Below are 25,447 nucleotides of genomic sequence, written 5' to 3' on the forward strand. Positions count from 1 at the left end.
GGTCACGAAGCCTGAGCGGCGGTCACGAAGTCGATCAGTTCCTCCACACGCCCCAGGAGGGCCGGTTCCAGGTCCGTGTAGGTGCTCACGGATCCGAGGATCCGCTTCCACGCGGCGCCCGTGCCGCCGTCCCAGCCGAGGGCGTCCAGGACGCCCTCCTTCCACGGGACGCCGCGCGGCACGCGAGGCCAGGCGGGGATGCCCACGGCCGCCGGCTTGACGGCCTCCCAGATGTCGATGAACGGGTGGCCGGTCACCAGGACGTGCGGGGACGAGACCCGCGCGGCGATCCGGGTCTCCTTGGAGCCCTCGACGAGGTGGTCGACCAGGACGCCGAGGCGGCGGCCCTCACCGGGATCGAACTCCTCGACGATCGCCGGCAGGTCGTCCACGCCCTCCAGGTACTCGACCACGACGCCCTCGACGCGCAGGTCGTGGCCCCAGATCTTCTCGACCAGCTCGGCGTCGTGCAGGCCCTCGACGTAGATGCGGCTCTCCTCGGCCACCCGGGCGCGCAGGCCCTGGACGGCGACGGAGCCGGACGCCGAGCGCGCCGAGCCGCGCGGGGCGGCCCGCGGGCGGACGAGCGTGACCGGTGCGCCGTCGATCAGGAAGCCCGACTTGGTGAGGGGGAACACGCGGCGCTTGCCGAAGCGGTCCTCGAGGGTGACGCCGAACTTGTCGCAGGCCACGACGGCGCCGCAGAACCCGCTGTCCGGATCCTCGGCGACCAGCCCCGGCTCGGCCGGGACCTCCGGGATCCGGCCCTTGCGGGGCCTGCGCCAGTCGCCCGAGAGCACGTCGTTGCCGTAGTCCTTACTCCGCACGGGTCCGCACATTAACCGGACGGAGGCGTCCGGCGGCGTCGTCCCCGGTCGCTCGGCGTGGCGCCCGATGCGGATAGGATCGCGCCGCCGCCGGGCTCGGGCCCTCCGGAAGGGCCCCCGCGGGTCGTACACTTGGCACTCAGGAGTATGGAGTGCCAGCGGCACGGGGCCGGGCGGCACCGGGTGATCGGGGGGCCAGTGGCAGCGCACGAGGGAGGTGACAACGTGCTGGACGACCGGAAACTCTCGGTCCTGCGCGCCATCGTCGAGGACTTCGTGTCCACGAACGAACCGGTGGGCTCCAAGGCCCTCACGGACCGGCACAACCTCGGCGTGTCCCCGGCCACGATCCGCAACGACATGGCGGTGCTCGAGGAGCAGGGGTACATCGCGCAGCCGCACACGAGCGCGGGCCGCGTCCCCACGGACAAGGGGTACCGCCTGTTCGTCGACCGGCTGTCGACGATCAAGCCGCTGTCGCCGGCCGAGCGCCGCGCGATCGAGACGTTCCTGTCCGGCGCCTACGACCTCGACGACGTCGTCGGCCGGACGGTGAAGCTGCTCGCGCAGCTCACCCGGCAGGTCGCGGTGGTCCAGTACCCCTCGCTGACGCGGTCGACGGTGCGGCACGTGGAGCTGGTGACGGTGGCCGAGAGCCGGCTGCTGCTCGTCCTGATCACCGACACCGGACGGGTGGAACAGCGGGTCATCGAGACGCCCGGCGACATCTCCGAGGAATCGGTGGGGCACCTGCGGGCGTTGCTCAACACGTGCCTGGACGGGCTGGGCCTCGGCGAGGTGCCGACCGCCGTCGCGGACCTGCCGGACAAGGTCGGCCCGGACGAGCGGCCGGTGGCGGCCGCGGTGCTGTCGGTGCTGCTGGAGACGCTCGTCGAGCGGCACGAGGAGAAGATCGTCTTCGCCGGGGCCGCGAACCTGGCGGCGGTGGACTTCTCGCAGAGCCTCCGGGAGGTGCTGGTCGCGCTGGAGGAGCAGGTCGTGCTGATGCGGTTGCTCGGCGAGTCCGGCCATTCCTCTACAGTTACGGTGCGGATCGGCACCGAGAACCCCGAAATGGGGCTCCGATCGACCTCGGTCGTCGCCGCCGACTACGGCGTCGGCGACCTCACGCTGGCCCGGCTGGGAGTGCTCGGGCCTACACGCATGGATTACCCCAGCACGATGGGAGCGGTACGGGCAGTGGCACGCTACGTGGGACAGATCCTGGCGGGGTCGTAAGGTGGCCAACGACTACTACGCGACCCTGGGGGTCCGCCGGGACGCCAGCGCCGACGAGGTCAAGAAGGCCTACCGCCGGCTCGCACGGGAGCTCCACCCGGACGTCAACCCGGATCCGGAGACCCAGGAGAAGTTCAAGGAGATCACCCAGGCGTACGAGGTGCTCTCCGACCCGAAGAAGCGCGAGATGTACGACCTGGGCGCGGACCCGTTCGCGCCCGGCGGCGGTGCGGGCGGCGCCGGCGGGTTCGGCGGCGCGGGTTTCCCCTTCAGCGACATCATGGACGCCTTCTTCGGGACGTCCGCGTCGCGCGGCCCCCGGTCGCGGGCGCGTCGCGGGCGGAACGCGACGCTGCGGGTCGAGCTCGACCTGTCGGAGACCGCGTTCGGCACGACCCGGGAGCTGACCGTGGACACGGCGGTCGCCTGCTCGGCCTGCGAGGCGACGGGCTGCGCGCCCGGCACCCACCCGGACACCTGTGACACCTGTCACGGGCGCGGCGAGGTGCAGCAGGTGCAGCGCTCGTTCCTCGGCCAGGTCATGACGGCCCGGCCCTGCCCGGCCTGCGGCGGGTTCGGCTCGGTGATCCGCAACCCGTGCACCGAGTGCTCCGGGGACGGACGCGTCCGCACCCGGCGCACCGTCAAGGTCAAGATCCCGGCCGGGGTGGAGAACGGCATCCACATCCAGCTCGCCGGCGAGGGCGAGGTCGGCCCGGGCGGCGGCCCGCCCGGCGACCTGTTCCTGGAGATCGTGGAGCGGGCCCACCCGATCTTCGAGCGGGAGGGCGACGACCTGCACTGCACGGTCGAGATCCCGATGACGGCGGCGGCGCTCGGCACCAGCGTCACGATCGAGACGCTCGACGCGGCCGAGGAGATCGACATCAAGCCGGGCACGCAGTCCGGCCAGGTGATCACCCTCTACAACCGGGGCGTGCGGCACCTCAACGAGAGCGGGCGCGGCGACCTGATGATCCACGTGAACGTGGAGACGCCCGGCAGGCTCGACGAGGAGCAGGAGGAACTCCTGCGCCGCCTGGCGACGCTGCGCGGCGAGGAGCGCCCGCCCGGCAAGTTCGCCCCCGGGCAGCGCGGCATGTTCTCGCGGCTGCGGGACGTGTTCAACCAGCACTGAAGAGAGACGGTGACGGCCTACCGGGAGGGCCGTGACGCCGCCGGTCGTGATTGATGTCGGCGCGGACCCCGGAGACGCTCCGGCGCCTCCGGGGTCCGGTGACGTTGGGGGAGAGCGATGAGCCCGCCGGTGTTCCTCGCCGCGGCGGACGCGCTGGAGCGCGACCGTGTCGTCCTGGACGGCCCCGAGGGGCGGCACGCGGCGACAGTGCGGCGGCTGCGGCCCGGGGAGCGCGTCGACCTCACCGACGGGGAGGGGCTGCTCGCCGAGTGCGTCGTCACGGCGGCCGACCGGGTCTCGCTCACGCTGGAGGTCGCGGCCCGGCACCGGGAGCCGCCGCCGAGCCCCCGCCTCGTCGTCGTGCAGGCGCTGCCCAAGGGCGACCGGGGCGAGCTGGCCGTGGAGACGATGACCGAGGCGGGCGTGGACGAGATCGTCCCGTGGGCCGCCGCGCGGTGCGTCACCCAGTGGCGTCCCGACCGCCGCGAGAAGGCCCTGAACCGCTGGCGGAACGCCGCGCGGGAGGCCGGCAAGCAGGCGCGGCGCAGCCGGTTGCCTCAGCTGCCGGACCTCGCGTCGACCGCCGCCGTGGCCGGGCGGCTCGCGGGGGCGTCCGCCGCGCTCGTCCTGCACGAGGACGCCGCCGAGCCGCTCAGCGCCGTCCGTCCGCCCGCGGACGGCGAGATCGTCCTGGTGGTCGGCCCCGAGGGCGGGATCACCGAGGACGAGCTGGCCGCGTTCGGCGCCGCCGGGGGACGTCCGGTGCGGCTCGGCCCGACGGTGCTGCGCACCTCGACGGCGGGCGTCGCCGCGGCCGCCGTCCTGCTGGCCGCCACCGGCCGCTGGTGACCGCGCCGGGCGCGGCACGAACCGCGCCCGGCCCGCGACGTCGCGTCAGGACGCGTCGGCATGCGTCAGGGCGCGGTCTGGGCGCCCTGCTCGGCGGTGGTGGACGGCGTGCCGCTGGCCGTCGGCGTCGGCTCGTCGGACGGCTCCGGTGAGGTGTCCGGCGGCGGGGCCGACGTGGTCGGGGCGTCGCTGGGCGACTCCGTCGGCGTCTGCCCGCCCGGGCACGGCGTCCCGCTGGGCGCGCCCGGCGACGGCGTCCCGCTGGGCGGGGGCGTCCCCGGCGTGGCCGCCGCGCCGCCGCCGCGCGGGATGACGCACGACGACAGCCCGGGCGAGGACGGCGGCTCCCCGGCCTCCTCGGAGGTGCTGGGCGTCGCGGTCGTCGTCGGGGCGGGCGACGACGGGTCGCCGGGGACGACCGGCGGCGCCTGCGCGCCGGTGCCGTCGCCGCCCGAGTCGCCGTCCCCGCCGCCCGACGGGCCGTTGCCGGTGACGGTGTGCTGGATCAGCTCGATGGTCTGCGGGCCCGCCGTCACGCCGAACCCGGCGACGGCGACGGCCGCGGCGACGGCGAGCACCGGGCGCGCCCAGCCCACCCCGAAGCCGGCCGGGCGCAGGTGGGCGGGCACGAGGCGGCCGAACCGGCCGCGCCGCCGTTCCCCCTCGGCGATCCGGGCCCGGATCCGCTCCAGGCCGTCGTCGGAGGGGATGACCGATTCCGCCTCCGCGTCCAGAACCCGGCGAAGGAATTCGCCGTGGTCGTCGTGGGGGTCGGTGGTCATGAGAACTGCTCCAGGACGTTGCGTAGGGCGGTCATGCCGCGTGCGGTATGACTCTTGACCGCGCCGCGGGAGATCCCCATGGCGTTGGCGATCTCCGCTTCGGAGAGATCACCGTAGTAGCGCAGGACGAGCGCCTCCCGCTGGCGCGGGGGGAGCCCGGAGAGCGCGTCGATCACCGCCGAGCGTTCCAGCTCCCCGATGGCCCCGGCCTCCGCGCTCGGCATGTCCGGGAGCCCCTTGGGGGCGTACTTCTCGACGACGGCACGGTGACGCAGCACCGATCGGGACCGGTTCACCACCGACTGCCGCAGGTAGGACAGGGCCTTGTCGGGGTCGCGGAGCCGCCGCCAGCCGCCGTGCATCGCGACGAACGCGTCCTGGACGACCTCCTCGGCCGTCCCGGCGTCCCGCACGAGCATCGCGGCGAGCCGCACGAGCGATCGGTAGTTGGCGCTGTAGAGGGCGGTCACCGCCTGGTCGGCGTCCCAGGCGACGGCCACGGCGCCGGCCGTGCCCCTGGCCACGAGGGTCTCGGTCACGTCTGTGGGACGCCCGCCCTCCCCGTCCGGTTTACGAAAGGGCATCTTCTGGTCTGCCTCGGTCACCTATCCGCCGCCTTTGCCGTCCCCCGGCCGTCCTTTCGGTCGACCACCCCGAGAGCGGCGTCGATCGGGCGTACCCGACCGCGCCGAGGCGTGCCGCAATGCCTGCGAACCGGAGGGTACGCCTTGAATTGACAACCTTAACCAGTGGCCGGTCGGAAACGGATCGACAACCGGAGATCGATCGCGGAAAACCCTATCGGCGCGGGGGCGGCGCCGACCATGGCCGAGGCGGTCTCGATAGGATTCCGATCGCGGCCGCCGCCGCGGGAGGGGAGACAGATGACCGACTGCCTGTTCTGCAAGATCGTTTCCGGGGACGTGCCGGCGAAGGTGGTCCGCTCGTCGGACCGGGCCGTGGCGTTCCGCGACATAAACCCGCAGGCGCCCACGCACGTCCTGGTCATCCCGAAGGACCACCATCCGACGGTGGGCGAGCTGGCCGCGGCCGACGCCGAGCTGCTCGCCGAGGTGCTCCGCGAGGCGCACCGGGTCGCCGAGGACGAGGGCATCTCCGACACCGGCTACCGGGTCGTGTTCAACACCGGCGCGCAGGCCGGGCAGACCGTCTTCCACGTGCACGCGCACGTGCTGGGCGGCCGTGGCCTGAACTGGCCCCCCGGCTGACCGGACACCGGACGGGACGGGGCGCGGCGCGGGGGGCCGCCGGGCCCCGGGACGCCGTTTCGCGGGCCGCGGACATGCCGGGGCGAGCGGAAATACGGCGGCGCACCGTGGAGGGCGGTCGGTACCATGGAACCGACATCCCTTGCACACCCGGAGCAGACAGAAGGCAGGTCTGAGAGGCCGCAAGGCCCGGCTGATGGTCGAATCAACTCACACCGGGCGCGACGACCGCGCCCAGATCAAGATCGTGGTGCCGGACGACCATTCGATGGTGAGCCTCCTGGGCTCCCGGGACGAGTTGCTCCAGGCGGTCGAGCGAGCGTTCGGCGACGGCATCGACATCCATGTCCGCGGCAACGAGATCACCGTGACCGGGTCCGAGACGGACACCGGCCTGGTCTCCCGCCTCTTCACCGAGATGCTGGAGATGCTGAAGGGCGGCACGCAGCTCACCCCCGACGCGGTCGAGCGCAGCCTCGCGATGCTGCGCGGTGAGGGCGACGCCCGTCCGGCCGAGGTGCTCAACCTGAACGTGCTGTCCGGCCGCGGCCGGACGATCCGCCCCAAGACGCTCAACCAGAAGCGGTACGTCGACGCGATCGACAAGCACACGATCGTCTTCGGCATCGGCCCGGCGGGCACCGGCAAGACGTACCTGGCGATGGCCAAGGCCGTCCGCGCGCTGCAGGAGAAGCAGGTCAACCGGATCATCCTGACCCGGCCGGCGGTCGAGGCGGGGGAGCGGCTCGGGTTCCTGCCCGGCACGCTCTACGAGAAGATCGACCCGTACCTGCGGCCGCTGTACGACGCGCTGCACGACATGGTCGACCCCGACTCGATCCCCCGGCTGATGGCCGCCGGAACCATCGAGGTCGCCCCGCTGGCGTACATGCGTGGGCGGAGCTTGAACGACTCGTTCATCATCCTCGACGAGGCGCAGAACACCTCGCCCGAGCAGATGAAGATGTTCCTCACCCGGCTCGGGTTCGGCTCCAAGGTCGTGGTGACCGGCGATGTCACCCAGGTCGACCTGCCGAACGGGACGCAGAGCGGCCTGCGCGTCGTCCAGGACATCCTGGAGGGCGTCGAGGACATCCACTTCACCCGGTTGACCAGTCATGACGTCGTCCGGCACAAGCTGGTCACCGACATCGTGGACGCCTACAACCGCTACGACGAGTCGCGGGTGCCCCAGTTCAAGAAGGACACGGCGCGCGGCGGCGGGTCCGGTCGCAAGCGAGGGCAGCGTTGAGCATCGAGGTGCTGAACGAGTCGGGCGCGGACGTCGACGGGAACACCCTCGCCGAACTGTCCCGGCACGTTCTGGACGGCATGCGCGTGCATCCGCTCGCGGAGCTGTCGGTCCTGCTGGTCGACGAGGACGCGATGACCGAGCTGCACGTCAGGTGGATGGACGAGCCGGGCCCGACCGACGTGCTGTCGTTCCCGATGGACGAGCTGCGCCCCGGGCACCTGTCCGGCGGGGCCGACGAGGACGACGAGGCCGATCCGGGGCTGCTCGGCGACGTCGTGCTGTGCCCGTCGGTCGCCGAGCGGCAGGCCCGCACCGCCGGGCACAGCACCGAGGACGAGCTGGAACTGCTGTGCACGCACGGCATCCTGCACCTCCTCGGGTACGACCACGCCGAGCCGGAGGAGCACAAGGAGATGTTCGGCCTGCAGGCCGAGCTGCTCACCTCCTGGCGGGAGAAACGCGGCCGGCGGTGACCACGGCGCAGGCGTGGCTGGCCGGGCTCGCGGCCCTGCTGGTGGTCCTCGCGGGCCTGCTGGCCAGCACGGAGACGGCGCTCGCGCGCGTCTCCCGCGTGACGGTGGAGGAGTTCGCCAGGGAGCGGCGGCGGGGCTCGAAGCGGCTGGCCGAGGTCGTCGCCGACCCGGCCCGCTACGTGAACATGGTGCTGCTGCTGCGCATCGGCTGCGAGCTGGTCGCCACCGTGATCGTCGCGGACCTGTGCATCTCGTGGCTGGACGAGACGTGGCCCGCCTACGTCGTCGCCGCCGCGTTCATGATCGTGGTGAGCTACGTGGCGGTCGGGGTGGCGCCCCGCACCCTCGGCATCCAGCACGCCGACCGGATCGCGCTCGCGGGCGCGGCCGTCCTGCACCCGGTGACCCGCGTCTTCGGCCCGCTGCCGCGGCTGCTGATCCTGCTGGGCAACGCGCTGACGCCCGGCAAGGGCTTCCGCGAGGGGCCGTTCGCGTCCGAGGCGGAGCTGCGCGACCTGGTCGACCTGGCCGAGCAGCGCAGCCTCATCGAGCCGGACGAGCGCGAGATGATCCACTCGGTGTTCGAGCTGGGCGACACGCTCGTCCGCGAGGTGATGGTGCCGCGCACCGACATCGTGTTCGTCGAGCGGGACAAGACGCTGCGGCGGGCGATGTCGCTGGCGCTGCGCAGCGGCTTCTCCCGCATCCCGGTGGTCGGGGAGAACGAGGACGACGTCGTCGGCATCGCCTACCTCAAGGACGTCGTCCGGCGCAGCCACGAGCACCACGAGGCCGAGTCGGTCGAGACGGTCGACTCGGTGATGCGCCCCGCGACGTTCGTGCCCGACAGCAAGCCGATCGACGAGCTGCTGCGGGAGATGCAGGCCCGCCGGATCCACGTCGCGATCGTCATCGACGAGTACGGCGGGACGGCGGGGCTCGTCACGATCGAGGACATCCTGGAGGAGATCGTCGGGGAGATCACCGACGAGTACGACCGGGAGATCCCGCCGGTGAGCTGGCTGGACGGCGAGGCCGCCCGGGTGACGGCCCGCCTGCCGGTCGACGACCTCGCCGAACTGTTCGACGTCGAGATCGACGCCGAGGACGTCGACACGGTCGGCGGGCTGCTGGCGCGCGCCCTCGGCCGCGTCCCGATCGAGGGCTCGACGGCGGAGGTCGGCTCCGCGCCGCGCACCCCGGACGACGATGACGACGGCGGGGCCGCGCGCGGGGCCGTGCTGTCACTGAAGGCCGAGACGATCGCCGGTCGCCGCAACCGCATCGGCACCGTCCTGGTCCGGCGCATCGACACCGGCGGCGGGGAGGTCTGACGCCCCGCCCCGGTCCCGGCCGGGGACGGGTCAGAGGGTGGCGCGGAGCGTGCCGTCGGGGCTCGCGACCAGGACGGGCGCCTTGGGGCCGAGGTCGCGGACGGCGGCGACGTCCGACGGGTCGGGCGCGTCGGCGGCGGTGACGACGGCGGCGGCCTCGAGGTCCTCGGCGCCGCTGGACACCGCCATCGCGACCGCGACCTTGAGCGCCGACAGCCGCAGCGACGGCAGGTCCACGCTGGTCGCGGCGTAGGTGCGTCCGGTCTCGTCGCGCACGGCGGCGCCCTCGGCCGCCCCGCCCCGCGCCCGGGACGACCGCGCCAGGGTGATGATCTTCGCGTCCTCGTCGTTCAGCTCGCTCACGCCCCGATCGTACGGGACTCGCGCGGACGTCCATCAACGCACATCGACCCGCCGCGACCGGCGGCGAGCGCGGCGGCAAGTCGGTGCCAAGTGGGCGCCAAGCGGCGGGCGGCACCCTCGGAGTCTCGAATCCTGACTTCTGGGGGAACGTGATGTCCCGTCTGCTGTACCGCCTGGGCAGGGCCGCCGCCCTGCGCCCGTGGCGGTTCGTCGTCGTCTGGCTGGTGCTGGTCGCCGCGGTGGGAGGGGCGGCCGCCGCGGGCGGGGGCTCGCTGCAGGACGACTACACCCTCGAGGGGACCGGTTCGCAGCGGGCCACCGAGCTGCTGCGGGACCGGTTCCCGGCACTGTCCGGCGCCGACGCCCGCGTGGTCGTGCACTCCGGCGACGGGCGCGTCGACCCGGCCGCGCTCGCCGCCGCGAGCGGCGAGCTGCGCGAGCTGCCGGACGCCGCCGCGGTCGATCCGCCGCGGTTCGGCGCCGGCGGGCGCACCGCGCTGCTGACCGTCCGGTACTCGGTGCCGGTCACCGACCTGGAGACCGGGCCGACGCTGGACGCCCTGCGCGGCGCGACGGCGAACCTGGAGGACGCCGGGTACCAGGTGGAGTTCGGCGGGCAGGTGCCCGAGAACGTCACCGCGCCCGGCGGGGTCGCGGAGGCGGTCGGCGTCGTGGCCGCCCTGGTGATCCTGCTGGTGGCGTTCGGGTCCGTGGTGGCGGCGGGGCTGCCGCTGGCGGTCGCGCTGGCCGGGCTGGGCGCGGGCGTGTCGGGGATCATGCTGCTCGCGGCGGTGTCGAACGTGGCGACGACCGCCCCGACGCTCGCGGTGATGGTGGGACTCGGTGTCGGGATCGACTACGCGCTGTTCATCCTCACCCGGCACCGCGAGGGACTGGCCGCGGGCCTGGACGTCCCGGAGTCGGCGGGCCGCGCCATCGCCACCGCCGGCCAGTCCGTGCTCTTCGCCGGTTTCACGGTGCTGCTGGCGCTGTGCGGGCTGGTGCTGTCCCGGATCCCGGTGTTCATGACCATGGGGTTCGCGACCGGGATCGTGGTGGCGGCGACCGTGGCGAGCGCGGTCACGCTGCTGCCCGCGGTGCTCGGGCTCGCCGGACGGCGCGTGCTGCGCCGCCGCGACCGCGCGTCCGGTGCGGCGCCCGCGACCGACTCGCCGCGCGTCCGCCGCTGGGCGCTGCACGTCGGCCGCCGCCCGTGGCCGTGGCTCCTCGCGGGGCTCATGCTGATGCTCACGCTGGCCGCGCCCGCGCTCGGCATGCGCACGTGGCCGAGCGACGCGGGCAGCGAGCCGACCTCCAACACCGCGCGGCAGGCCTACGACCTGGTCGCCGACGCGTACGGGCCGGGCGACAACGGCCCGCTGCTGGTGGCGGTCGACCTCCGCGAGACCGATCCCGGCGTGCTGCCGGGGCTGCGCGACCGACTCGCCGCCACCGAGGGGATCGCGGCCGTCGCGCCGCCCCGGCTGTCGGACGCGCGGGACGCGGCGGTGATCGTCGCGACGCCCGAGTACGGGCCGCAGGACGAGCGGGTCACCCCCCTCGTCGACCGGATCCGCGCGGACGTCCTGCCGCCCGGGGCGGAGATCACCGGGAACACGGCCGCCTACGTGGACCTGACGCGGACACTGGCCGAGCGGCTGTGGCCGGTGATCGGAGCGGTGGTGGCGACGTCGTTCGTCATGCTGGTGCTCGTCTTCCGGTCGGTCCTCGCGCCGCTGAAGGCGGCCCTGATGAACCTGCTGTCGATCGCCGCCGCGTACGGGGTGCTCACCGCCGTGTTCCAGTGGGGGTGGGGCGCCGAGCTGCTCGGGCTGCCGCACAGCGTCCCGGTGTCCAGCTTCATCCTGCTGCTGATGTTCGCGGTGCTGTTCGGCGTGTCGATGGACTACGAGGTGTTCCTGCTGTCGCGCGTCCGGGAGGAGTGGCTGCGGACCGGGGACGCGCGCGGTGCGGTCTCGGGCGGCCTCGCGGTGACCGGCCGGGTGATCACCAGCGCGGCGCTGATCATGGTGGCGGTGTTCCTCGGGTTCGCGGCCGACCCGAGCCTGGTGATCAAGCAGATGGGCGTGGGCCTCGCGGTCGCCGTCGCGCTGGACGCGACGGTCGTCCGGCTCGTCCTGGTCCCGGCCGCGATGGCGCTGCTCGGGCGCGGGAACTGGTGGCTGCCCGGATGGCTCGCCAAGGTCCTGCCCAGCGTCGACCTGCACGGCGCCGCGGTGCCCCCGGCGGCGGGCGCCGAGCCCCGGACCCCGGAGCCCAGCCGCACCTAGGAGCCGATCACGGCGGTCGGCATGCCCCGGTTACGCTGATCGGGACATGTCGACCGTTCTTGACGCGCCCGTCGTCAGCGTGCTGGGCGCCTTCGGCGCGGTGGTGGACGGGGCCCCGGCCGACCTCGGCGGCCCCCGCCGCCGTTCGGTGCTGGCCCGGCTCGCCGCCGCGCACGGCCGGATGGTCCCGGCGGACGCCCTCGTCGAGGACCTGTGGGCCGGGACGGCCCCGCCCCGCGCGGGCGCCGGCCTGCAGTCGTTCGTGTCGCACCTGCGGCGGGCCCTGGAGCCGCGCCGCCCGCCCCGCACGCCCGCGCGCGTCCTGGTCACCGCCCCGCCCGGCTACGCGCTGCGGCTGCCGGACGGGCACGTGGACGCCTGGCGGTTCGACGCGCTGGTCGGCGAGGCGGGCACGCTGCTGGCGGCCGGCGACCCGGCGGCGGCGCGCCGCCGCGCCGAGGACGCCCTCGCCCGCTGGGGCGGCCCCGCCTACGCCGAGTTCGCCGGCCTGCCGTGGGCCGCCGCCGAGGCCGTCCGGCTGGACGAGCGCCGCCGGCTCGCCGTCGAGCGCCGCGCCGAGGCGCTGCTGGCGCTGGGGGGAGCCGCCGAGGCCGTTCCCGACCTGGAGGAGCACGCCGCCGCCGAGCCGCTGCGGGAGGAGGCGTGGCGGCTGCTCGCGCTCGCGCTGTACCGGGCGGGACGCCAGGGGGACGCGCTCGCGGCGCTCCGCCGGGCCCGCGCCGCGCTCGCCGAGCAGCTCGGCGTCGACCCCGGGCCCGCGCTGCGCCGCCTGGAGGCCGGCATCCTCGCCCAGACCCCGGACCTGGGCGCCCCGCCCGGCGACGCCCCGCCCGCACCCGTGCGGCTCCGCGTCGCGGACCCGCCGGAGGCCGCGGAGCCGGGGGGCGCGTTCGTCGGGCGGGAGAACGAGCTGGCCCTGCTGGACGGCGCGGCGGAACGGGGCGGCGTGGTCCTCCTCGGCGGCGACGCGGGCATGGGCAAGACCGCGCTTGCCGAGCGGTTCGCGCGCCGGCTCGGCGAACGGGGCTGGACGTGCGCGTGGGGCCGCGCGCAGGAGACCGGCGGCGCGCCCGCCGCCTGGCCGTGGGCGGAACTGCTGCGCGACCTCGCCGCCGCCGCGCCGCCCGCCGCCGGCGTCGCCGCGCGCCTCGGCCCGCTCCTGCGCGACGCGGCGGCCGGGGGCGGCGACGGCGACGTCACCACCGGACGGTTCCGGCTCCACCTCGCCGTCGGCGACTACCTCGCCGGGATCGCCGACCGGGCCCCGCTGCTGCTCGTCCTGGAGGACCTGCACTGGGCCGACGACGAGACCCTCGCGCTGCTGGTCCGGCTCGCCGAACGGCTCCGCGACCGGCGCGTCCTGCTCGCCGCCACGTTCCGCCGCACCGAGGCGCCCGACCGGCTCGCCGCGGCGCTCGCCGCCCTCGCCCGCCGTGAGCCGCTGCGCATCGACCTCGGCGGCCTCGGCCCCGCCGAGGTCGCCGAACTCCTCCGCGCCACCTGCACGACCGGCGTCGCCGCCGCCGAGGCGTCCGACATCGCCGAACGCACCGGCGGCAACCCCTTCTTCGTCCGGGAGACGGCCCGGCTGCTGGACGCCGAGGGCACCCCCGCCGCCGTCCGCCGCGTGCCCGCCGGGGTCGGCGACGTCCTGCGCCGCCGCATCGCGCGCCTCCCCGAACCCGCCCGGGACGTCCTGCGCGACGCCGCCGTCGTCGGCCGGGACGCCGACCTCGCCGTCCTCACCGACCTCGCGCGCGACGAGGAGACCGTCGTCGACGCCGTCGAGGCGGCCCTCGCCGCCGGGCTCGTCACCGAGCCCGCGCCCGGCCGGATCCGCTTCGTGCACGCGCTCGTCCGCGACACCCTCTACGACGGGCCGTCCCGGGCGCGCCGCACCCGCCTGCACGGCCGGGTCGCCGCCGCGCTGGAACGGCACCGCCCCGCCGAGGTCGCCGCGATCGCGCACCACTACCTGGAGTCGGGCGCCGAACCGGGCAAGGCCGTCCGGTACGCGACCCTCGCCGCCGAGGCGGCCGAGGCCCGGTTCGCGCACGGTCTCGCCGCCGACCTGTGGGTCCGCGCCGCCGAGACGCTCCGCGCGCAGGGCCCCGGCGCCGCCCGCGACCGGCTGGAGACCGAGGTCGCCGCGATCCGCGCCTGCGGGCTGTCCGGCGACGTCATGCAGGCCCGGGACCGGCGGCTGCGCGCCATCGCCGCCGCCCGCGACCTCGGCGACGTCCGGCTGCTGGCCCGCGTCATCACCGCCTTCGACGTCCCGACGCTGTGGACCAGCCGCGAGTACGGCACCTGCGACCGGGACGTCATCGACGCCGCCGAGGACGCGCTGCACCGGCTCCCGGACGGCGCGGACGAACTGCGCGTCCGGTTGCTGACCAGCCTGGCGATCGAGCTGGAGGGCGACTTCGACGACCGGGGGGTCACCGCGGCCGACGAGGCGGTCGCGCTGGCCCGCGCCCTCGGCCGCCCCGCCCTGCTGGCCGTCGCGCTCAACGGCCGCTACATCAACGGCTACCGGAGCGCCGGCGACCTCGCGCTGCGGCGGCGGCTCGCCTGCGAACTGCTCGACCTCGCCGAGGAGCACGACCTCGGCGCGTACCGCGTCCTCGCGCACCTCCAGCTCCAGCAGACGTCCGTGGCCGCGCTGGACCTGGCCGCCGCGGAGACGCACCTGGCCGCGGGGCGGCGCCTCGCCGACCAGTACGGGCTGCCGCTGCTCGGGCTCATCGCGAGCTGGTACTCCGGGCTGGTGCACGTTCTCGCCGCCCGCTTCGACGCGGCCGAACGCGTCTACGCCGAGGTCAGCGAGGACATCGGCCGCACCGGGATCTGGAGCAGCGAGGACGGCATCGTCGGTTTGGGGGCGTTCTGCCTCAGTCTCGTCCAAGGACGGCCGGGCGAGATGCTGGAGCAGGCCGCCTGGCTGGCGCGGCGGTGGCCGCACGTCGCGGTGACCGCCGACATCCACGCGCTCGCGCTGGCCGGCGCCGGCCGCGCCGCGGAGGCCCGCGCGGCCGTCGCCGCCGCCGGCCCCATCCGTCCCGACTACTTCCACGACCTCGCCGTGGCGGTCCGCGCGCACCGCGCGATCGCGCTGGACCAGCGCGACGTCGCCGAGGAGGCGTACGCGGCGCTGCTGCCGTACGAGGGGCACTTCACCGGCGGCTGCACCACGTTCGCCACGATCGGCCCGGTCGCGCACGTCCTCGGCGACCTCGCCGTCCACCTCGGGCGTCCCGAGGGGGTCGCCGCCGCGCACTACCGCCGCGCCGCCCGCGCGGCCGACACCCTCGGCGCGCCGCTGTGGTCCCGGCTCGCCCGCGAGGCCCTGGCGGGGCTCGGAAGCCCCGCCGCCTGACCGACGACCGGAGCGGAGCGCTAGCGGAGTGGAGGTCGGCGGGCGGGCGGCTGCTTTTGCCGGGGGGTGTGGGGGGTCGCCTCTCACTGTGGTGGGTCTGACCGACGACCGGAGCGGAGCGCTAGCGGAGTGGGGGTCGGCGGGCGGGCGGAGGCGGGGTGCGGGTGAGGGACAATCTAGGGGTGACATCGACGGGAGATCTGACGACCGCTCCGCCGCCCGAAGGATTCCGGGCGGGCTTCGCCTGCTTCATCGGACGGCCGAACGTGGGCAAGTCGACGCTGATGAACGCGCTCGTCGGGACCAAGGTGGCGATCACCAGCAGCCGGCCGCAGACGACCCGGCGGGCGATCCGCGGGATCGTGCACCGGCCGGACGGGCAGCTCGTCGTGGTCGACACGCCGGGCCTGCACAAGCCGCGGACGCTGCTGGGCGAGCGGCTCGACAGCCTCGTCCGGTCCACGCTCACGGAGGTCGACGTCATCGGGTTCTGCGTGCCCGCGGACCAGCCCGTCGGCCCGGGGGACAAGTACATCGCCCGCGAACTGGCGGGCGTGAAGAAGACGCCGGTCGTGGCGATCGTCACCAAGACCGACCTCGCCGCGCCCGAGCAGGTGGCCGAGCAGCTCCTCGCGGTGGGGCGGCTCGGAGAGTTCGCCGACATCGTGCCCTGCTCGGCCCAGGACGGCTTCCAGGTCGATCTGGTCGGCGAGCTGCTGGTCTCGCGGCTGCCGGAGGGCATGCCGCTGTATCCGGAGGGCGATCTCACCGACGAACCCGAGCAGCTGATGGTCGGCGAGCTGATCCGGGAGGCCGCGCTCGAGGGCGTCCGGGACGAGCTGCCGCACTCCATCGCCGTCGTGGTGGACGAGATGGCGCCGCGCGAGGGACGGGACGACCTCGTCGACGTCTACGCGCACCTGTTCGTCGAACGCCCCAGCCAGAAGGGCATCATCATCGGGCACCGCGGCGCCCGGCTGCGCGAGGTGGGCGCGGCGGCGCGGCGACAGATCGAGGCGCTGCTCGGCACGAGGATCTACCTCGACCTGCGGGTCAGCGTCCTCAAGGACTGGCAGCGCGACCCCAAGCAGCTGCGGCGGCTCGGCTTCTACGACTGATCGTCGCGGCGCTCGTCCCGGGAGTCGGCGCGGGGTTCGGACGGGTCGTGGGGCGCGGGCTCGCCGGGCTGCGCCTCCCAGCCGTTCTGCTGCGGCCAGACCGCGTTCGGGTCGCCCGCGTACTGGCCGTAGTACGGATGCTGCGCGTACGGGTCGTGGGCGTACTGGTCGGCCGCGTACCCGTCCTGCGGGTAGGCGGCCTGCCGCGCGCGTCCGGCGCCCAGCCGCGCGCTGATGGGGCGCGCCAGGCTGAACCCGGTGACCAGCAGCGACGCGCCGACCGCCACGTACCACCCGTACTGCACGCTGATCTCGTAGCCGACGTCGAGCCCGCCGGTGGGCAGGTCGTCGGCCGCGTCGTCGAGGCGGAGCAGGAACAGCAGGCACGCCAGCAGCGACAGGACGCCGGGGACGGCCGCGAGCGCGGTGATCCGCGTGTCGCGGGCGAGCAGGTCCCAGGACGCCATCACGATCGCGACGACCGCGAACACCGGGACCGCCAGCACGACGTCGTCGGCGTCGATGCCGGCCGCGGTGGCGACCTCCCGGGTGATCGCGCTGCCGAACAGGTCGACGACGACCGAGGCGCGCGCCCACGGCAGGAACGCCGACACCAGCAGCGCCGCCGCGGACGCGATCAGCGCGATGCTCCAGCCGATGCCGCCCCGCCGCGGTTCCGGCTCGGGAGGCGGCGGCGGGGGCGCGGCGTCCTCGGGCAGCGGCGGCGGCAGACCGTCGTCGGGCGGCAGGAACTGCGGGCGCGACCGCGCGCGGCCCGCGTCGGATCCCAGGTCACCGGTCATGGACCCAGCGTAAGGGGAGGAACCGCCGGGTCGTGGACGGGCGGGAATGTCCCGGACGTCCGATGACGTTCCCGTGACGGAAGAGGCCCCGATCGTCTCGTCATACTTCGGTCATCTAGTTGTGTTTCAGTCATCTCGACATGCTTCAGTCATCTCGACATGCTTCAGTCATCTCGACATGCTTCAGTCATCTCGACATGCTTCAGTCATCTCGACATGCTTCAGTCATCTCAATATGCGGACGATGGTTTCCGGAGCACGGATGTCATCTGTTACTTTGATGAGCGTGTCTGGTGCGCTGCTCCTCCTTAGCGGCCGCAGCGGGGGCCTGTAACCAAGGTCGGCTCCCTCGCTGCGGGACTCTGACGTGGACGTCGGCCGCAAGGTTCGAGCAGGGAGATCCCACCGCATGTACCCGGCACAGCAGCCCTCCGGTATGCCCTTCGAGCGATACCGCCCCTTCACCCCGGTCAAGCTGACGGACCGTACCTGGCCGGACGCCGCCATCACGCAGGCCCCGCGCTGGTGCGCCGTCGACCTGCGGGACGGCAACCAGGCGCTGATCGACCCGATGGACGCCGACCGGAAGCTGCGGATGTTCGAACTGCTCGTCCGGATGGGCTACAAGGAGATCGAGGTCGGGTTCCCCGCGGCGAGCCAGACCGACTACGACTTCGTCCGGCAGATCATCGACGAGGGCCGCATCCCCGACGACGTCGTGATCCAGGTGCTGACGCAGGCCCGGCCGGAACTGATCGAGCGGACGTTCGAGTCGGTGCGCGGCGCGAAGCAGGCGATCGTCCACCTGTACAACTCGACGAGCACGCTGCAGCGCCGCGTGGTGTTCGGGCAGGACCGCGACGGCATCACCGCGATCGCCGTCGAGGGCGCGAAGCTGTGCGCCAAGCTCGCCGAAGACATGGGCGACACCGAGATCTTCTTCCAGTACTCGCCGGAGTCGTTCACCGGCACCGAGCTGGAGTACGCCGTCGAGATCTGCAACGCCGTCAACGACGTGTGGAAGCCGACGCCGGACAAGAAGGTCATCGTGAACCTGCCGGCGACCGTCGAGATGGCCACCCCGAACGTGTACGCCGACCAGATCGAGTGGATGAACCGGCACCTGGCCTACCGCGACTCGGTCATCCTGTCGCTGCACCCGCACAACGACCGCGGGACCGCGGTGGCGGCCGCCGAGCTGGGCTACCAGGCGGGCGCCGACCGCATCGAGGGCTGCCTGTTCGGCAACGGCGAGCGCACCGGCAACGTGTGCCTGGTCACCCTGGGGCTGAACATGTTCACCCAGGGCGTCGACCCGCAGATCGACTTCTCCGACATCGACGAGATCCGCCGCACCGTCGAGTACTGCAACCAGCTGCCCGTCCACGAGCGGCACCCCTACGGCGGCGACCTGGTCTACACCGCGTTCTCCGGATCCCACCAGGACGCCATCAACAAGGGGTTCGACCACCTGCGCATCGACGCCGCGGCCGCCGGGACGCCCGTCGAGGAGTACCGGTGGGAGGTCCCGTACCTGCCGATCGACCCGCACGACGTCGGCCGCACCTACGAGGCCGTCATCCGGGTCAACAGCCAGTCCGGCAAGGGCGGCGTCGCCTACATCATGAAGACCGAGCATTCGCTGGAGCTGCCGCGGCGGCTGCAGATCGAGTTCTCCCGGGTGGTGCAGGAGCACACCGACAGCGAGGGCGGCGAGGTCGACGCCGCCCGCATGTGGGAGATCTTCGAGGGCGAGTTCCTGTCCAACGGGCCCCGCGTCGGCCTGCTGGCCCACCGGACGACGTCCCGCGTCGACGAGAAGGACGCGCTCAGCTGCGACGTCCGGGTGGACGGCGAGATCCGCGAGATCGAGGGCCTCGGCAACGGGCCGGTGTCGGCGTTCGAGGACGCACTGGCCACGGTCGGGATCGACGTCCGCGTCCTGGACTACGCCGAGCACGCGATGAGCGCCGGCGGCGACGCCCGCGCCGCGGCGTACGTCGAGTGCGACGTGGACGGCGCCACGGTGTGGGGCGTCGGGATCGACGGCAACATCGTCACGGCCTCGCTCAAGGCGATGCTGTCGGCCGTCAACCGCGTCGCCCGCGCGCAAACGAAGTAAGCGGTTTGCGCGAAGGCGCTCTATAGTTGCGTGCATGGCACGTCGACTGGCGGAGGTCGCCAAGAAGGTCGGGGTCAGCGAGGCCACGGTCAGCCGGGTCCTGAACGACAAGCCCGGCGTCTCGGCGGCGACCCGCGCGGCGGTGCTGACCGCCCTCGACGTCCTCGGCTACGAGCGCCCCACGCAGTTGCGCGGCGAGCGCGCCCGCCTGGTCGGGCTGGTCCTGCCCGAACTCGGCAACCCGATCTTCCCGGCGCTGGCCGAGGTGGTCGGCGGCGCGCTCGCCCAGCGCGGGTTCACGCCCGTCCTGTGCACCCTCACCCCCGGCGGACTGTCGGAGGCCGACTACGTCGAGATGCTGCTGCAGCAGCAGGCGTCCGGCGTGATCTTCGCGGGCGGGCTGTACGCCGAGGCCGACGCCGTCCACGACCACTACCACCGGCTCCTGGACGTGCGGCTGCCGGTCGTGCTGGTCAACGCCGCCGCCGACCGGCTCGACTTCCCGCAGGTGTCCACCGACGACGCCGTCGCCGCCGAGCAGGCGTTCGGGCACCTGCTGTCCCTCGGCCACGAGCGCATCGGCGTGGTCCTCGGACCCGAGGACCACGTCCCGTGCCGCCGCAAGCTCGCCGCCGTCCGCGCCGCCGCCGAGCGCGCCGGCGTCGACCTGCCCGGCTCCCGCATCCGCCGCGCGATGTTCTCCCTCGAGGGCGGCCAGGCGGTGACCGGGCGCCTCATCCGCGACGGCGTCACCGGCGTGATCTGCGCCAGCGACCCGCTCGCGCTCGGCGTCATCCGCGCCGTCCGCCGCCTCGGCATGTCCGTCCCCGGCGACGTGTCGGTCGTCGGCTACGACGACTCCGCGTTCATGAACTGCGTCGACCCGCCGCTGACGACCGTCCGCCAGCCCATCGAGTCGATCGGCCGCGCGGCCGTGACGCTGCTGGTGAACCAGGTCGAGGGCGGCTCCGTCACCGCCGAGGAACTCCTCTACGAGCCCGAACTGGTGGTCCGCGCCTCGACCGCGCCCAGCGCGCCCAGCGCGCCCAGCGCGCCGAGCCGCGTGCCGGCCTGACGCCCGTCCGCTCGTCGCCCTTTCGTCGCCGCCCCGTCGGCTTGCGTCTGCTTGCGATCGATTACGCCAGGTCAGAGCATTGCTGTCGACTTTTTGCGTATGTTCATTCATGTATTGCATTGTGATGTAGGTCTCTGTATGTTCCTCGCAATTGGCCGACCCCCACGGCCCAGGAGGGAACCCCATGAGATCCCGGATTCTCGCCACCCTGCTCGCCACGTCCGTTCTCGCCGGCTGCGGCGGGGACGGGGGCGGCGGCGCGGACACCTCGCCGCTCGGCGCCGACACCGAGGTGACGATCACTGTCGGCTGCATGCCGGCCAAGAGCCAGGAGGCGCAGCGCAAGGAGTGGAACGAGGACGTCGCCGCGTTCCAGAAGCTCCACCCCAACATCAAGGTCGTCGGCAAGGACGCCTTCCCCTGCATCGACCCGAACACCTTCCAGGCGAAGCTGGCCGGCGGGCAGATGGAGGACCTCTTCTACGTCTACTTCACCGACGTCAACAGCATCGTCGCCAAGGGCCAGGCCGCCGACATCACCCCCTACCTCGGGCAGGTCGAGAACCACGGGAGCCTCGACCCCGCGGTGCGGAAGGTGTTCGAGAAGGACGGCGAGGTGTACGGGCTGCCGCGGCAGAACTACACGATGGGCCTGTTCTACAACCGCGAACTGTTCGAGAAGGCCGGCCTGGACCCGGACGCGCCGCCGCGGACGTGGCCCGAGGTGCGGGCCGCCGCGAAGAGGATCAGCGACCTCGGCGACGGCGTCGTCGGCTTCGCCGAGCTCAGCTCGCAGAACCAGGGCGGCTGGCACTTCACCACGTCCCTCTACAGCCAGGGCGGCGCCATGGTGACGCCGGACGGGAAGAAGACCGCCTTCGACGGCCCGCAGGGCAGGGCCGTCCTGCAGACGCTCAAGGACATGCGCTGGACGGACGACTCGATGGGCGGCAAGCAGCTCCTCGTGGCGGCCGACGTGCAGCGGATGATGGCCGCCGGAGAGCTCGGCATGTTCCTCGGCGCGCCCGACAACGCGACCGCACTGGTCGACCAGTTCAACGGCGACTACGGGAACTACGGGATGGCGCCGATCCCCGGGGCGAAGGGCACGCTGCTGGGCGGGGACGGCTACATGTTCAGCCCCGACGCCTCGCCCGAGCAGATCAAGGCCGGGCTCATGTGGCTCGAGTTCTACGCGATCACCCCCGGCCAGGGGCAGCTGAACTACGCGCGGGCCGCCGGGAACGGGCGTCCGGTGGGGCTGCCGCAGCCGAAGCTGTTCGGGGACAACGCCGTGGGGCGGAAGGATCGGGAGCTGCGGGCCGCGTCGGCGAACCTGCCGGTCGCGAACTTCAGGCCGTACGAGGACGCCTACGCGTCCGTCCCGGCGAAGCTGGAGCCGCCGCACGCGCAGAAGCTGTACGCGATCCTCGACTCGGTCGTGTCGGCCGTGCTGACCAGGCGTGACGCGAACATCGACGCGCTGCTCGCGGACGCGCGCGAGAAGGGCGACGCCGTCCTCGCGCGGTCGGTGAACTGACGCCCGGATCCCCGGATCCCCGGATCCCCGGATCCCCGGAGCCCTGGGCCCCGGACATCTCCGAACCGACACCCGAACCGGGGCGCCGGCCCGACGCCGGCGCCCCCGAGGGGACCTCATGCTCACACTGCGGACACCGGCGCGCCCGGCCGCGCCGCCCCGCCGGCACCGCAAGGCGACCCGGGGGCGGCGGGCCGTGCGGCGCAACCTGACCGCCTACGGATTCCTGTGCGGGGCGCTGATCTGCTTCGCGTTCTTCTCCTGGTATCCGATCGTGCGGGAGATCCTGCTCAGCTTCCAGCAGACGAACTTCGTCGGCGACACGCGCTGGGTGGGCCTGGAGAACTTCCGCACCGTCCTCGCGGACCCGGTGTTCTGGGACGCCTGGAAGAACACCGCGATCTTCACGGTGCTCGCGCTGGTGATCGGCTACGCCGTCCCGTTCACGATCGCGATCGTGCTGAACGAGCTGCGGCACGCGCGCGGTTACCTGCGGTTCGTCGTGTACCTGCCGGTGATGCTGCCGCCCGCGGTCGTGGTGCTGCTGTTCAAATGGTTCTACGACCCGGGATCGGGCCTGTTCAACCAGGTCCTGGGCCTGGCGGGCCTGCCGGGGCTGCAGTGGCTCGACTCGACCGGCACCGCGCTGCTGTCGCTGGTGCTGGTGTCGACCTGGATGAACCTCGGCAGCGGCACCCTCATCTACCTCGCCGCGCTCCAGACGATCCCCGGCGAGCTGTACGAGGCCGCCGAACTGGACGGCGCGGGACTCTTCCGGCGCATCCGGCACATCACGATCCCGCAGACCAGGCTCATCCTGCTCGTGATGCTGCTCCTGCAGGTCATCGCGACGATGCAGGTCTTCATCGAGCCGTACCTGCTGACCGGCGGCGGCCCGGAGAACGCGACCGTCACCGTCGTCTACCTGATGTACCAGTACGCGTTCAACTTCACGAACTTCGGCGGCGGCGGCGCGCTCGGGCTGATGCTCATGGTCGTGCTGATGCTGTTCTCCGCCGTCTACCTGCGCGTTTCGCGTGACGACCCGAGGTAGGCACCCATGACGCAGACCCGCACGCTCGTCTCGCCGCACACGCTCGGCACCCGGCGCGGCAAGGCCGTCTACTGGACGGTCCTGACGACCGTCGTCGTGACGTTCACGTTCGTGTTCGTCTTCCCGCTGTACTGGATGGTTACGGGCGCGATGAAGTCGCCCGAGCAGCTCGCCGAGGTGCCGCCGAGCCTCTGGCCGGGGGACGTCGACCTCGGCGCCTACCGGGAGGCGTGGCGCCAGCTCGACCTGGGCCTCTACATGCGGAACACGTTCGTGTACGCGTTCGGGGCGTGGCTGTTCACCCTCGCCGTGGACGTGTCCGCCGCGTACGCGCTGTCGAGGCTGCGGCCGCTGTTCGGCCGCGCGGTCCTCGGGATGATGCTGGCGACCCTGATGATCCCGCCGATGGTGATCCTGCTGCCCGCCTACCTCACCGTGAAGGACCTGCCGCTCCTCGGCGCCAACCTGCTCAACACCCCGTGGGCCATCTGGCTCCCGGCCGCCGCCAACGCGTTCAACATCTTCCTGCTCAAACGCTTCTTCGACTCGATCCCCACCGAGCTGATCGACGCCGCCGAGGTGGACGGCGCGGCGCCCGCCCGCATCCTGTGGTCGATCGTGCTGCCGGTGTCCCGGCCGATCATCGGCGTGGTGTCGATCTTCACGATCGTCAACGTCTGGCGCGACTTCGTCTGGCCGCTGCTCGTCCTGCCCGACGGCGAGAAGAAGACGATCAGTGTGGCGATCTCGTCGCTGGCGGTGCAGGTGCCGCAGAACGTGCTGATCGGCTCGCTCGTCATCGCCAGCCTGCCCACGATCGTCGTCTTCTTCATCTTCCAGCGCCAGATCATGGCCGGACTCACGGCGGGCGGCCTGAAGGGCTGACCCGGCTCCTCCGCTCCCTGCCCGTTCCCTTCTCACGACCTCAAGGAGTTCTCGCATGCCCGAAGCATGGTGGCGCGACGCGGTGATCTACCAGGTGTACCCGCGCAGCTTCGCCGACGGGAACGGCGACGGCGTCGGCGACCTCGCCGGGCTGCGCGCACGGCTGCCCTACCTCGCCGGCCTCGGCGTCGACGCCCTGTGGCTGAACCCGTGGTACCCGTCCCCGATGGCCGACGGCGGCTACGACGTGGCCGACTACCGGGACGTCGCCCCGGAGTTCGGCACCCTCGCCGACGCGGAGGCGTTCGTCGCCGAGGCGCACGCGGCCGGCCTGCGGATCATCCTGGACGTGGTGCCGAACCACGCGTCCGACCGGACGGCCTGGTTCCGTGAGGCCCTCGCCGCCGGTCCCGGCTCGCGCGAGCGCGCCCGGTTCTGGTTCCGTCCCGGCCGGGGCGACCGGGGCGCCGAGCCCCCGAACGACTGGCGGTCGATCTTCGGCGGGCCCGCGTGGACGCGCGTCCCGGACGGCGAGTGGTACCTGCACCTGTTCGCGCCCGAGCAGCCCGACTTCAACTGGAACAGCCGAGACGTCGTCCGCGACTTCCACGACGTGCTCCGGTTCTGGTACGACCGCGGCGTGGACGGCGTCCGCATCGACTCGGCGGCGCTGCTGGTCAAGGACCCCGACGCCGAACCGGACGGCCTCGACCCCTACACCGACCGCGACGGCGTCCACGAGATCTACCGGGGCTGGCGGAAGATCACCGACGGGTATCCGGGGCGGATGCTGGTCGGCGAGGTGTGGCTGCCCGACCAGGAGCGCTTCGCGCGCTACCTGCGCCCGGACGAGATGCACACCGCGTTCAACTTCGACTTCCTGAACTGCGCGTGGGAGCCGCACGCCCTCCGCAAGGTGATCGAGACGACGCTCGCCACGCACGGCCCGATCGGGGCCCCGCCGACCTGGGTGCTCGCGAACCACGACGTCGTCCGGCCGGTCACCCGGTACGGCCGCGCCGACACCTCGTTCGACCTGCAGGACCGCCGGCTCGGTGCCCACACCGACCGCGCCCTCGGCGTCCGGCGCGCGCGGGCGGCGGCGCTGCTGGCGCTGGCGCTGCCGGGTTCCGCCTACATCTACCAGGGGGAGGAGCTCGGCCTGCCCGAGGTCGAGGACCTGCCGGACGACCTGCGCCAGGACCCCATCTGGCACCGCTCGGGCCGGACCGACCCGGGCCGGGACGGCTGCCGCGTGCCCCTCCCGTGGTCCGGGGACGAACCGCCGTTCGGCTTCGGCGGCGACCCGTGGCTCCCGCAGCCCGCCGAGTGGAAGGCGCTCACCGTCGAGGCGCAGGACGCCGACCCCGGCTCGATGCTGGCCCTCTACCGGACGGCCCTCGCCCTGCGCCGCGACCACCTGGGCGACGGCACGCTCCGCTGGCGGCCCGCCCCGGAGGACGTCCTGGCGTTCACCCGCGAGACCGGGCTGACCTGCGTCGTCAACCTCGGCGAGGGACCGTTCCCGCTGCCGGACGGGGAAGTGCTGCTGTCCAGCGGCGAACCGCCGGACGGTGAACTGCCGCCCGACACGGCCGTCTGGCTGCTCGAGAGCACCGCGACCGCGTTCACGGGCGGCGGGAACGCGTGACCGGGCGCGGGGACCGCGG

At 73.3% G+C, this 25,447-nt stretch carries 21 protein-coding genes; 16 read left to right on the forward strand and 5 right to left on the reverse strand.

The genetic code is table 11. The annotated features are described in order from the left end of the window. Positions 1–2 precede the first annotated feature (2 nt). Positions 3–827: a DUF3097 domain-containing protein gene (locus F7P10_RS35390; RefSeq protein ID WP_254716186.1), complete on the reverse strand. Its 825-nt coding sequence runs from the start codon at positions 825–827 to the stop codon at positions 3–5. A 225-nt stretch (positions 828–1,052) separates the two neighbouring features. Here F7P10_RS35390 and hrcA point away from each other — a divergent pair, with 225 nt between their 5' ends. The 3 genes from hrcA (at position 1,053) to F7P10_RS35405 (ending at position 4,053) form a co-directional block, all read left to right on the forward strand. After that, on the forward strand, positions 1,053–2,066 hold the full coding sequence (gene hrcA, locus F7P10_RS35395; protein WP_151018484.1) for a heat-inducible transcriptional repressor HrcA: 1,014 nt from the start codon (positions 1,053–1,055) through the stop codon (positions 2,064–2,066). A gap of 1 nt (position 2,067) precedes the next feature. Next, positions 2,068–3,204 carry a molecular chaperone DnaJ gene (gene dnaJ, locus F7P10_RS35400; protein ID WP_151016433.1) on the forward strand — a complete coding sequence of 379 codons (1,137 nt, stop codon included), beginning with the start codon at positions 2,068–2,070 and terminating at the stop codon, positions 3,202–3,204. Between the two features lie 117 nt (positions 3,205–3,321). Continuing rightward, positions 3,322–4,053, forward strand: coding sequence for a 16S rRNA (uracil(1498)-N(3))-methyltransferase (locus F7P10_RS35405; protein ID WP_151016434.1), 732 nt, complete (start codon positions 3,322–3,324; stop codon positions 4,051–4,053). Positions 4,054–4,118: 65 nt separating this feature from the next. On the opposite strand, the gene F7P10_RS35410 is transcribed toward F7P10_RS35405, so the two are convergent. Both F7P10_RS35410 and F7P10_RS35415 read right to left on the reverse strand, forming a co-directional pair. Then, complete coding sequence (locus F7P10_RS35410) at positions 4,119–4,835, reverse strand: hypothetical protein (protein WP_151016435.1); 717 nt, start codon at positions 4,833–4,835, stop codon at positions 4,119–4,121. Then, entirely contained in the window at positions 4,832–5,374 is a 543-nt protein-coding gene (locus tag F7P10_RS35415) for a SigE family RNA polymerase sigma factor (RefSeq protein ID WP_254716187.1), read from the reverse strand. Before F7P10_RS35415 ends, F7P10_RS35410 begins: the two co-directional genes overlap by 4 nt. Before the next feature lie 345 nt (positions 5,375–5,719). On the opposite strand from F7P10_RS35415, the gene F7P10_RS35420 reads away from it, so the two are divergent. The 4 genes from F7P10_RS35420 to F7P10_RS35435 all read left to right on the forward strand — a co-directional run bounded on the left by F7P10_RS35420 (position 5,720) and on the right by F7P10_RS35435 (position 9,126). After that, positions 5,720–6,064, forward strand: coding sequence for a histidine triad nucleotide-binding protein (locus tag F7P10_RS35420; RefSeq protein WP_151016437.1), 345 nt, complete (start codon positions 5,720–5,722; stop codon positions 6,062–6,064). A gap of 196 nt (positions 6,065–6,260) precedes the next feature. Next, positions 6,261–7,316, forward strand: coding sequence for a PhoH family protein (locus F7P10_RS35425; RefSeq protein WP_151016438.1), 1,056 nt, complete (start codon positions 6,261–6,263; stop codon positions 7,314–7,316). Then, the gene (gene ybeY, locus F7P10_RS35430; protein ID WP_151016439.1) at positions 7,313–7,792 is read left to right on the forward strand and encodes an rRNA maturation RNase YbeY; all 480 of its coding nucleotides are present in this window, start codon (positions 7,313–7,315) and stop codon (positions 7,790–7,792) included. The genes F7P10_RS35425 and ybeY overlap by 4 nt, the downstream gene beginning before the upstream one ends. After that, positions 7,789–9,126 (forward strand): hemolysin family protein, encoded by a 1,338-nt coding sequence (locus F7P10_RS35435; RefSeq protein ID WP_176611788.1) that lies wholly within the window; start codon positions 7,789–7,791, stop codon positions 9,124–9,126. Before ybeY ends, F7P10_RS35435 begins: the two co-directional genes overlap by 4 nt. A 30-nt stretch (positions 9,127–9,156) precedes the next feature. On the opposite strand, the gene F7P10_RS35440 is transcribed toward F7P10_RS35435, so the two are convergent. After that, positions 9,157–9,489 (reverse strand): cytidine deaminase, encoded by a 333-nt coding sequence (locus F7P10_RS35440; protein ID WP_151016440.1) that lies wholly within the window; start codon positions 9,487–9,489, stop codon positions 9,157–9,159. 152 nt (positions 9,490–9,641) lie between these two features. On the opposite strand from F7P10_RS35440, the gene F7P10_RS35445 reads away from it, so the two are divergent. The 3 genes from F7P10_RS35445 to era all read left to right on the forward strand — a co-directional run bounded on the left by F7P10_RS35445 (position 9,642) and on the right by era (position 16,298). Continuing rightward, a complete protein-coding gene (locus tag F7P10_RS35445) occupies positions 9,642–11,780 on the forward strand; it encodes an MMPL family transporter (protein WP_151016441.1) in 2,139 nt (712 codons plus the stop codon). Positions 11,781–11,826: 46 nt separating this feature from the next. Further along, positions 11,827–15,180, forward strand: a complete 3,354-nt coding sequence (locus F7P10_RS35450; RefSeq protein ID WP_151016442.1) for a BTAD domain-containing putative transcriptional regulator — start codon at positions 11,827–11,829, stop codon at positions 15,178–15,180. A 182-nt stretch (positions 15,181–15,362) separates the two neighbouring features. Continuing rightward, on the forward strand, positions 15,363–16,298 hold the full coding sequence (gene era, locus F7P10_RS35455) for a GTPase Era (RefSeq protein WP_151016443.1): 936 nt from the start codon (positions 15,363–15,365) through the stop codon (positions 16,296–16,298). Here era and F7P10_RS35460 read toward each other — a convergent pair. Further along, a complete protein-coding gene (locus tag F7P10_RS35460) occupies positions 16,289–17,101 on the reverse strand; it encodes a hypothetical protein (RefSeq protein WP_151016444.1) in 813 nt (270 codons plus the stop codon). The two genes, era and F7P10_RS35460, sit on opposite strands and share 10 nt — an antisense overlap. Positions 17,102–17,510: 409 nt before the next feature. On the opposite strand from F7P10_RS35460, the gene leuA reads away from it, so the two are divergent. The 6 genes from leuA to F7P10_RS35490 all read left to right on the forward strand — a co-directional run bounded on the left by leuA (position 17,511) and on the right by F7P10_RS35490 (position 25,428). Further along, positions 17,511–19,223: a 2-isopropylmalate synthase gene (gene leuA, locus F7P10_RS35465; RefSeq protein ID WP_151016445.1), complete on the forward strand. Its 1,713-nt coding sequence runs from the start codon at positions 17,511–17,513 to the stop codon at positions 19,221–19,223. Between the two features lie 34 nt (positions 19,224–19,257). Further along, positions 19,258–20,298 carry a LacI family DNA-binding transcriptional regulator gene (locus F7P10_RS35470; RefSeq protein WP_151016446.1) on the forward strand — a complete coding sequence of 347 codons (1,041 nt, stop codon included), beginning with the start codon at positions 19,258–19,260 and terminating at the stop codon, positions 20,296–20,298. 184 nt (positions 20,299–20,482) lie between these two features. After that, complete coding sequence (locus F7P10_RS35475) at positions 20,483–21,838, forward strand: ABC transporter substrate-binding protein (protein ID WP_151016447.1); 1,356 nt, start codon at positions 20,483–20,485, stop codon at positions 21,836–21,838. A 118-nt stretch (positions 21,839–21,956) separates the two neighbouring features. Then, the gene (locus tag F7P10_RS35480) at positions 21,957–22,892 is read left to right on the forward strand and encodes a carbohydrate ABC transporter permease (RefSeq protein ID WP_151016448.1); all 936 of its coding nucleotides are present in this window, start codon (positions 21,957–21,959) and stop codon (positions 22,890–22,892) included. Positions 22,893–22,898: 6 nt separating this feature from the next. Then, entirely contained in the window at positions 22,899–23,777 is an 879-nt protein-coding gene (locus F7P10_RS35485) for a carbohydrate ABC transporter permease (RefSeq protein ID WP_151016449.1), read from the forward strand. A gap of 55 nt (positions 23,778–23,832) precedes the next feature. After that, positions 23,833–25,428, forward strand: coding sequence for a glycoside hydrolase family 13 protein (locus tag F7P10_RS35490; protein WP_151016450.1), 1,596 nt, complete (start codon positions 23,833–23,835; stop codon positions 25,426–25,428). The last annotated feature ends 19 nt before the right edge of the window (positions 25,429–25,447 follow it).

The organism is Actinomadura sp. WMMB 499 (assembly GCF_008824145.1).
In the GTDB taxonomy this organism is placed as follows: Bacteria; Actinomycetota; Actinomycetes; order Streptosporangiales; family Streptosporangiaceae; genus Spirillospora.

Excerpts from the sequence above, each read along its gene's own strand:
- F7P10_RS35485 (WP_151016449.1), top strand. The coding sequence starts at position 22,899 with ATGACGCAGACCCGCACGCTCGTCTCGCCGCACACGCTCGGCACCCGG.
- F7P10_RS35490 (WP_151016450.1), top strand. The coding sequence starts at position 23,833 with ATGCCCGAAGCATGGTGGCGCGACGCGGTGATCTACCAGGTGTACCCG.
- F7P10_RS35450 (WP_151016442.1), top strand. The coding sequence starts at position 11,827 with ATGTCGACCGTTCTTGACGCGCCCGTCGTCAGCGTGCTGGGCGCCTTC.
- leuA (WP_151016445.1), top strand. The coding sequence starts at position 17,511 with ATGTACCCGGCACAGCAGCCCTCCGGTATGCCCTTCGAGCGATACCGC.
- F7P10_RS35420 (WP_151016437.1), top strand. The coding sequence starts at position 5,720 with ATGACCGACTGCCTGTTCTGCAAGATCGTTTCCGGGGACGTGCCGGCG.
- F7P10_RS35410 (WP_151016435.1), bottom strand. The coding sequence starts at position 4,835 with ATGACCACCGACCCCCACGACGACCACGGCGAATTCCTTCGCCGGGTT.
- F7P10_RS35475 (WP_151016447.1), top strand. The coding sequence starts at position 20,483 with ATGAGATCCCGGATTCTCGCCACCCTGCTCGCCACGTCCGTTCTCGCC.
- F7P10_RS35480 (WP_151016448.1), top strand. The coding sequence starts at position 21,957 with ATGCTCACACTGCGGACACCGGCGCGCCCGGCCGCGCCGCCCCGCCGG.
- F7P10_RS35445 (WP_151016441.1), top strand. The coding sequence starts at position 9,642 with ATGTCCCGTCTGCTGTACCGCCTGGGCAGGGCCGCCGCCCTGCGCCCG.
- F7P10_RS35470 (WP_151016446.1), top strand. The coding sequence starts at position 19,258 with ATGGCACGTCGACTGGCGGAGGTCGCCAAGAAGGTCGGGGTCAGCGAG.
- F7P10_RS35460 (WP_151016444.1), bottom strand. The coding sequence starts at position 17,101 with ATGACCGGTGACCTGGGATCCGACGCGGGCCGCGCGCGGTCGCGCCCG.
- F7P10_RS35405 (WP_151016434.1), top strand. The coding sequence starts at position 3,322 with ATGAGCCCGCCGGTGTTCCTCGCCGCGGCGGACGCGCTGGAGCGCGAC.
- F7P10_RS35425 (WP_151016438.1), top strand. The coding sequence starts at position 6,261 with ATGGTCGAATCAACTCACACCGGGCGCGACGACCGCGCCCAGATCAAG.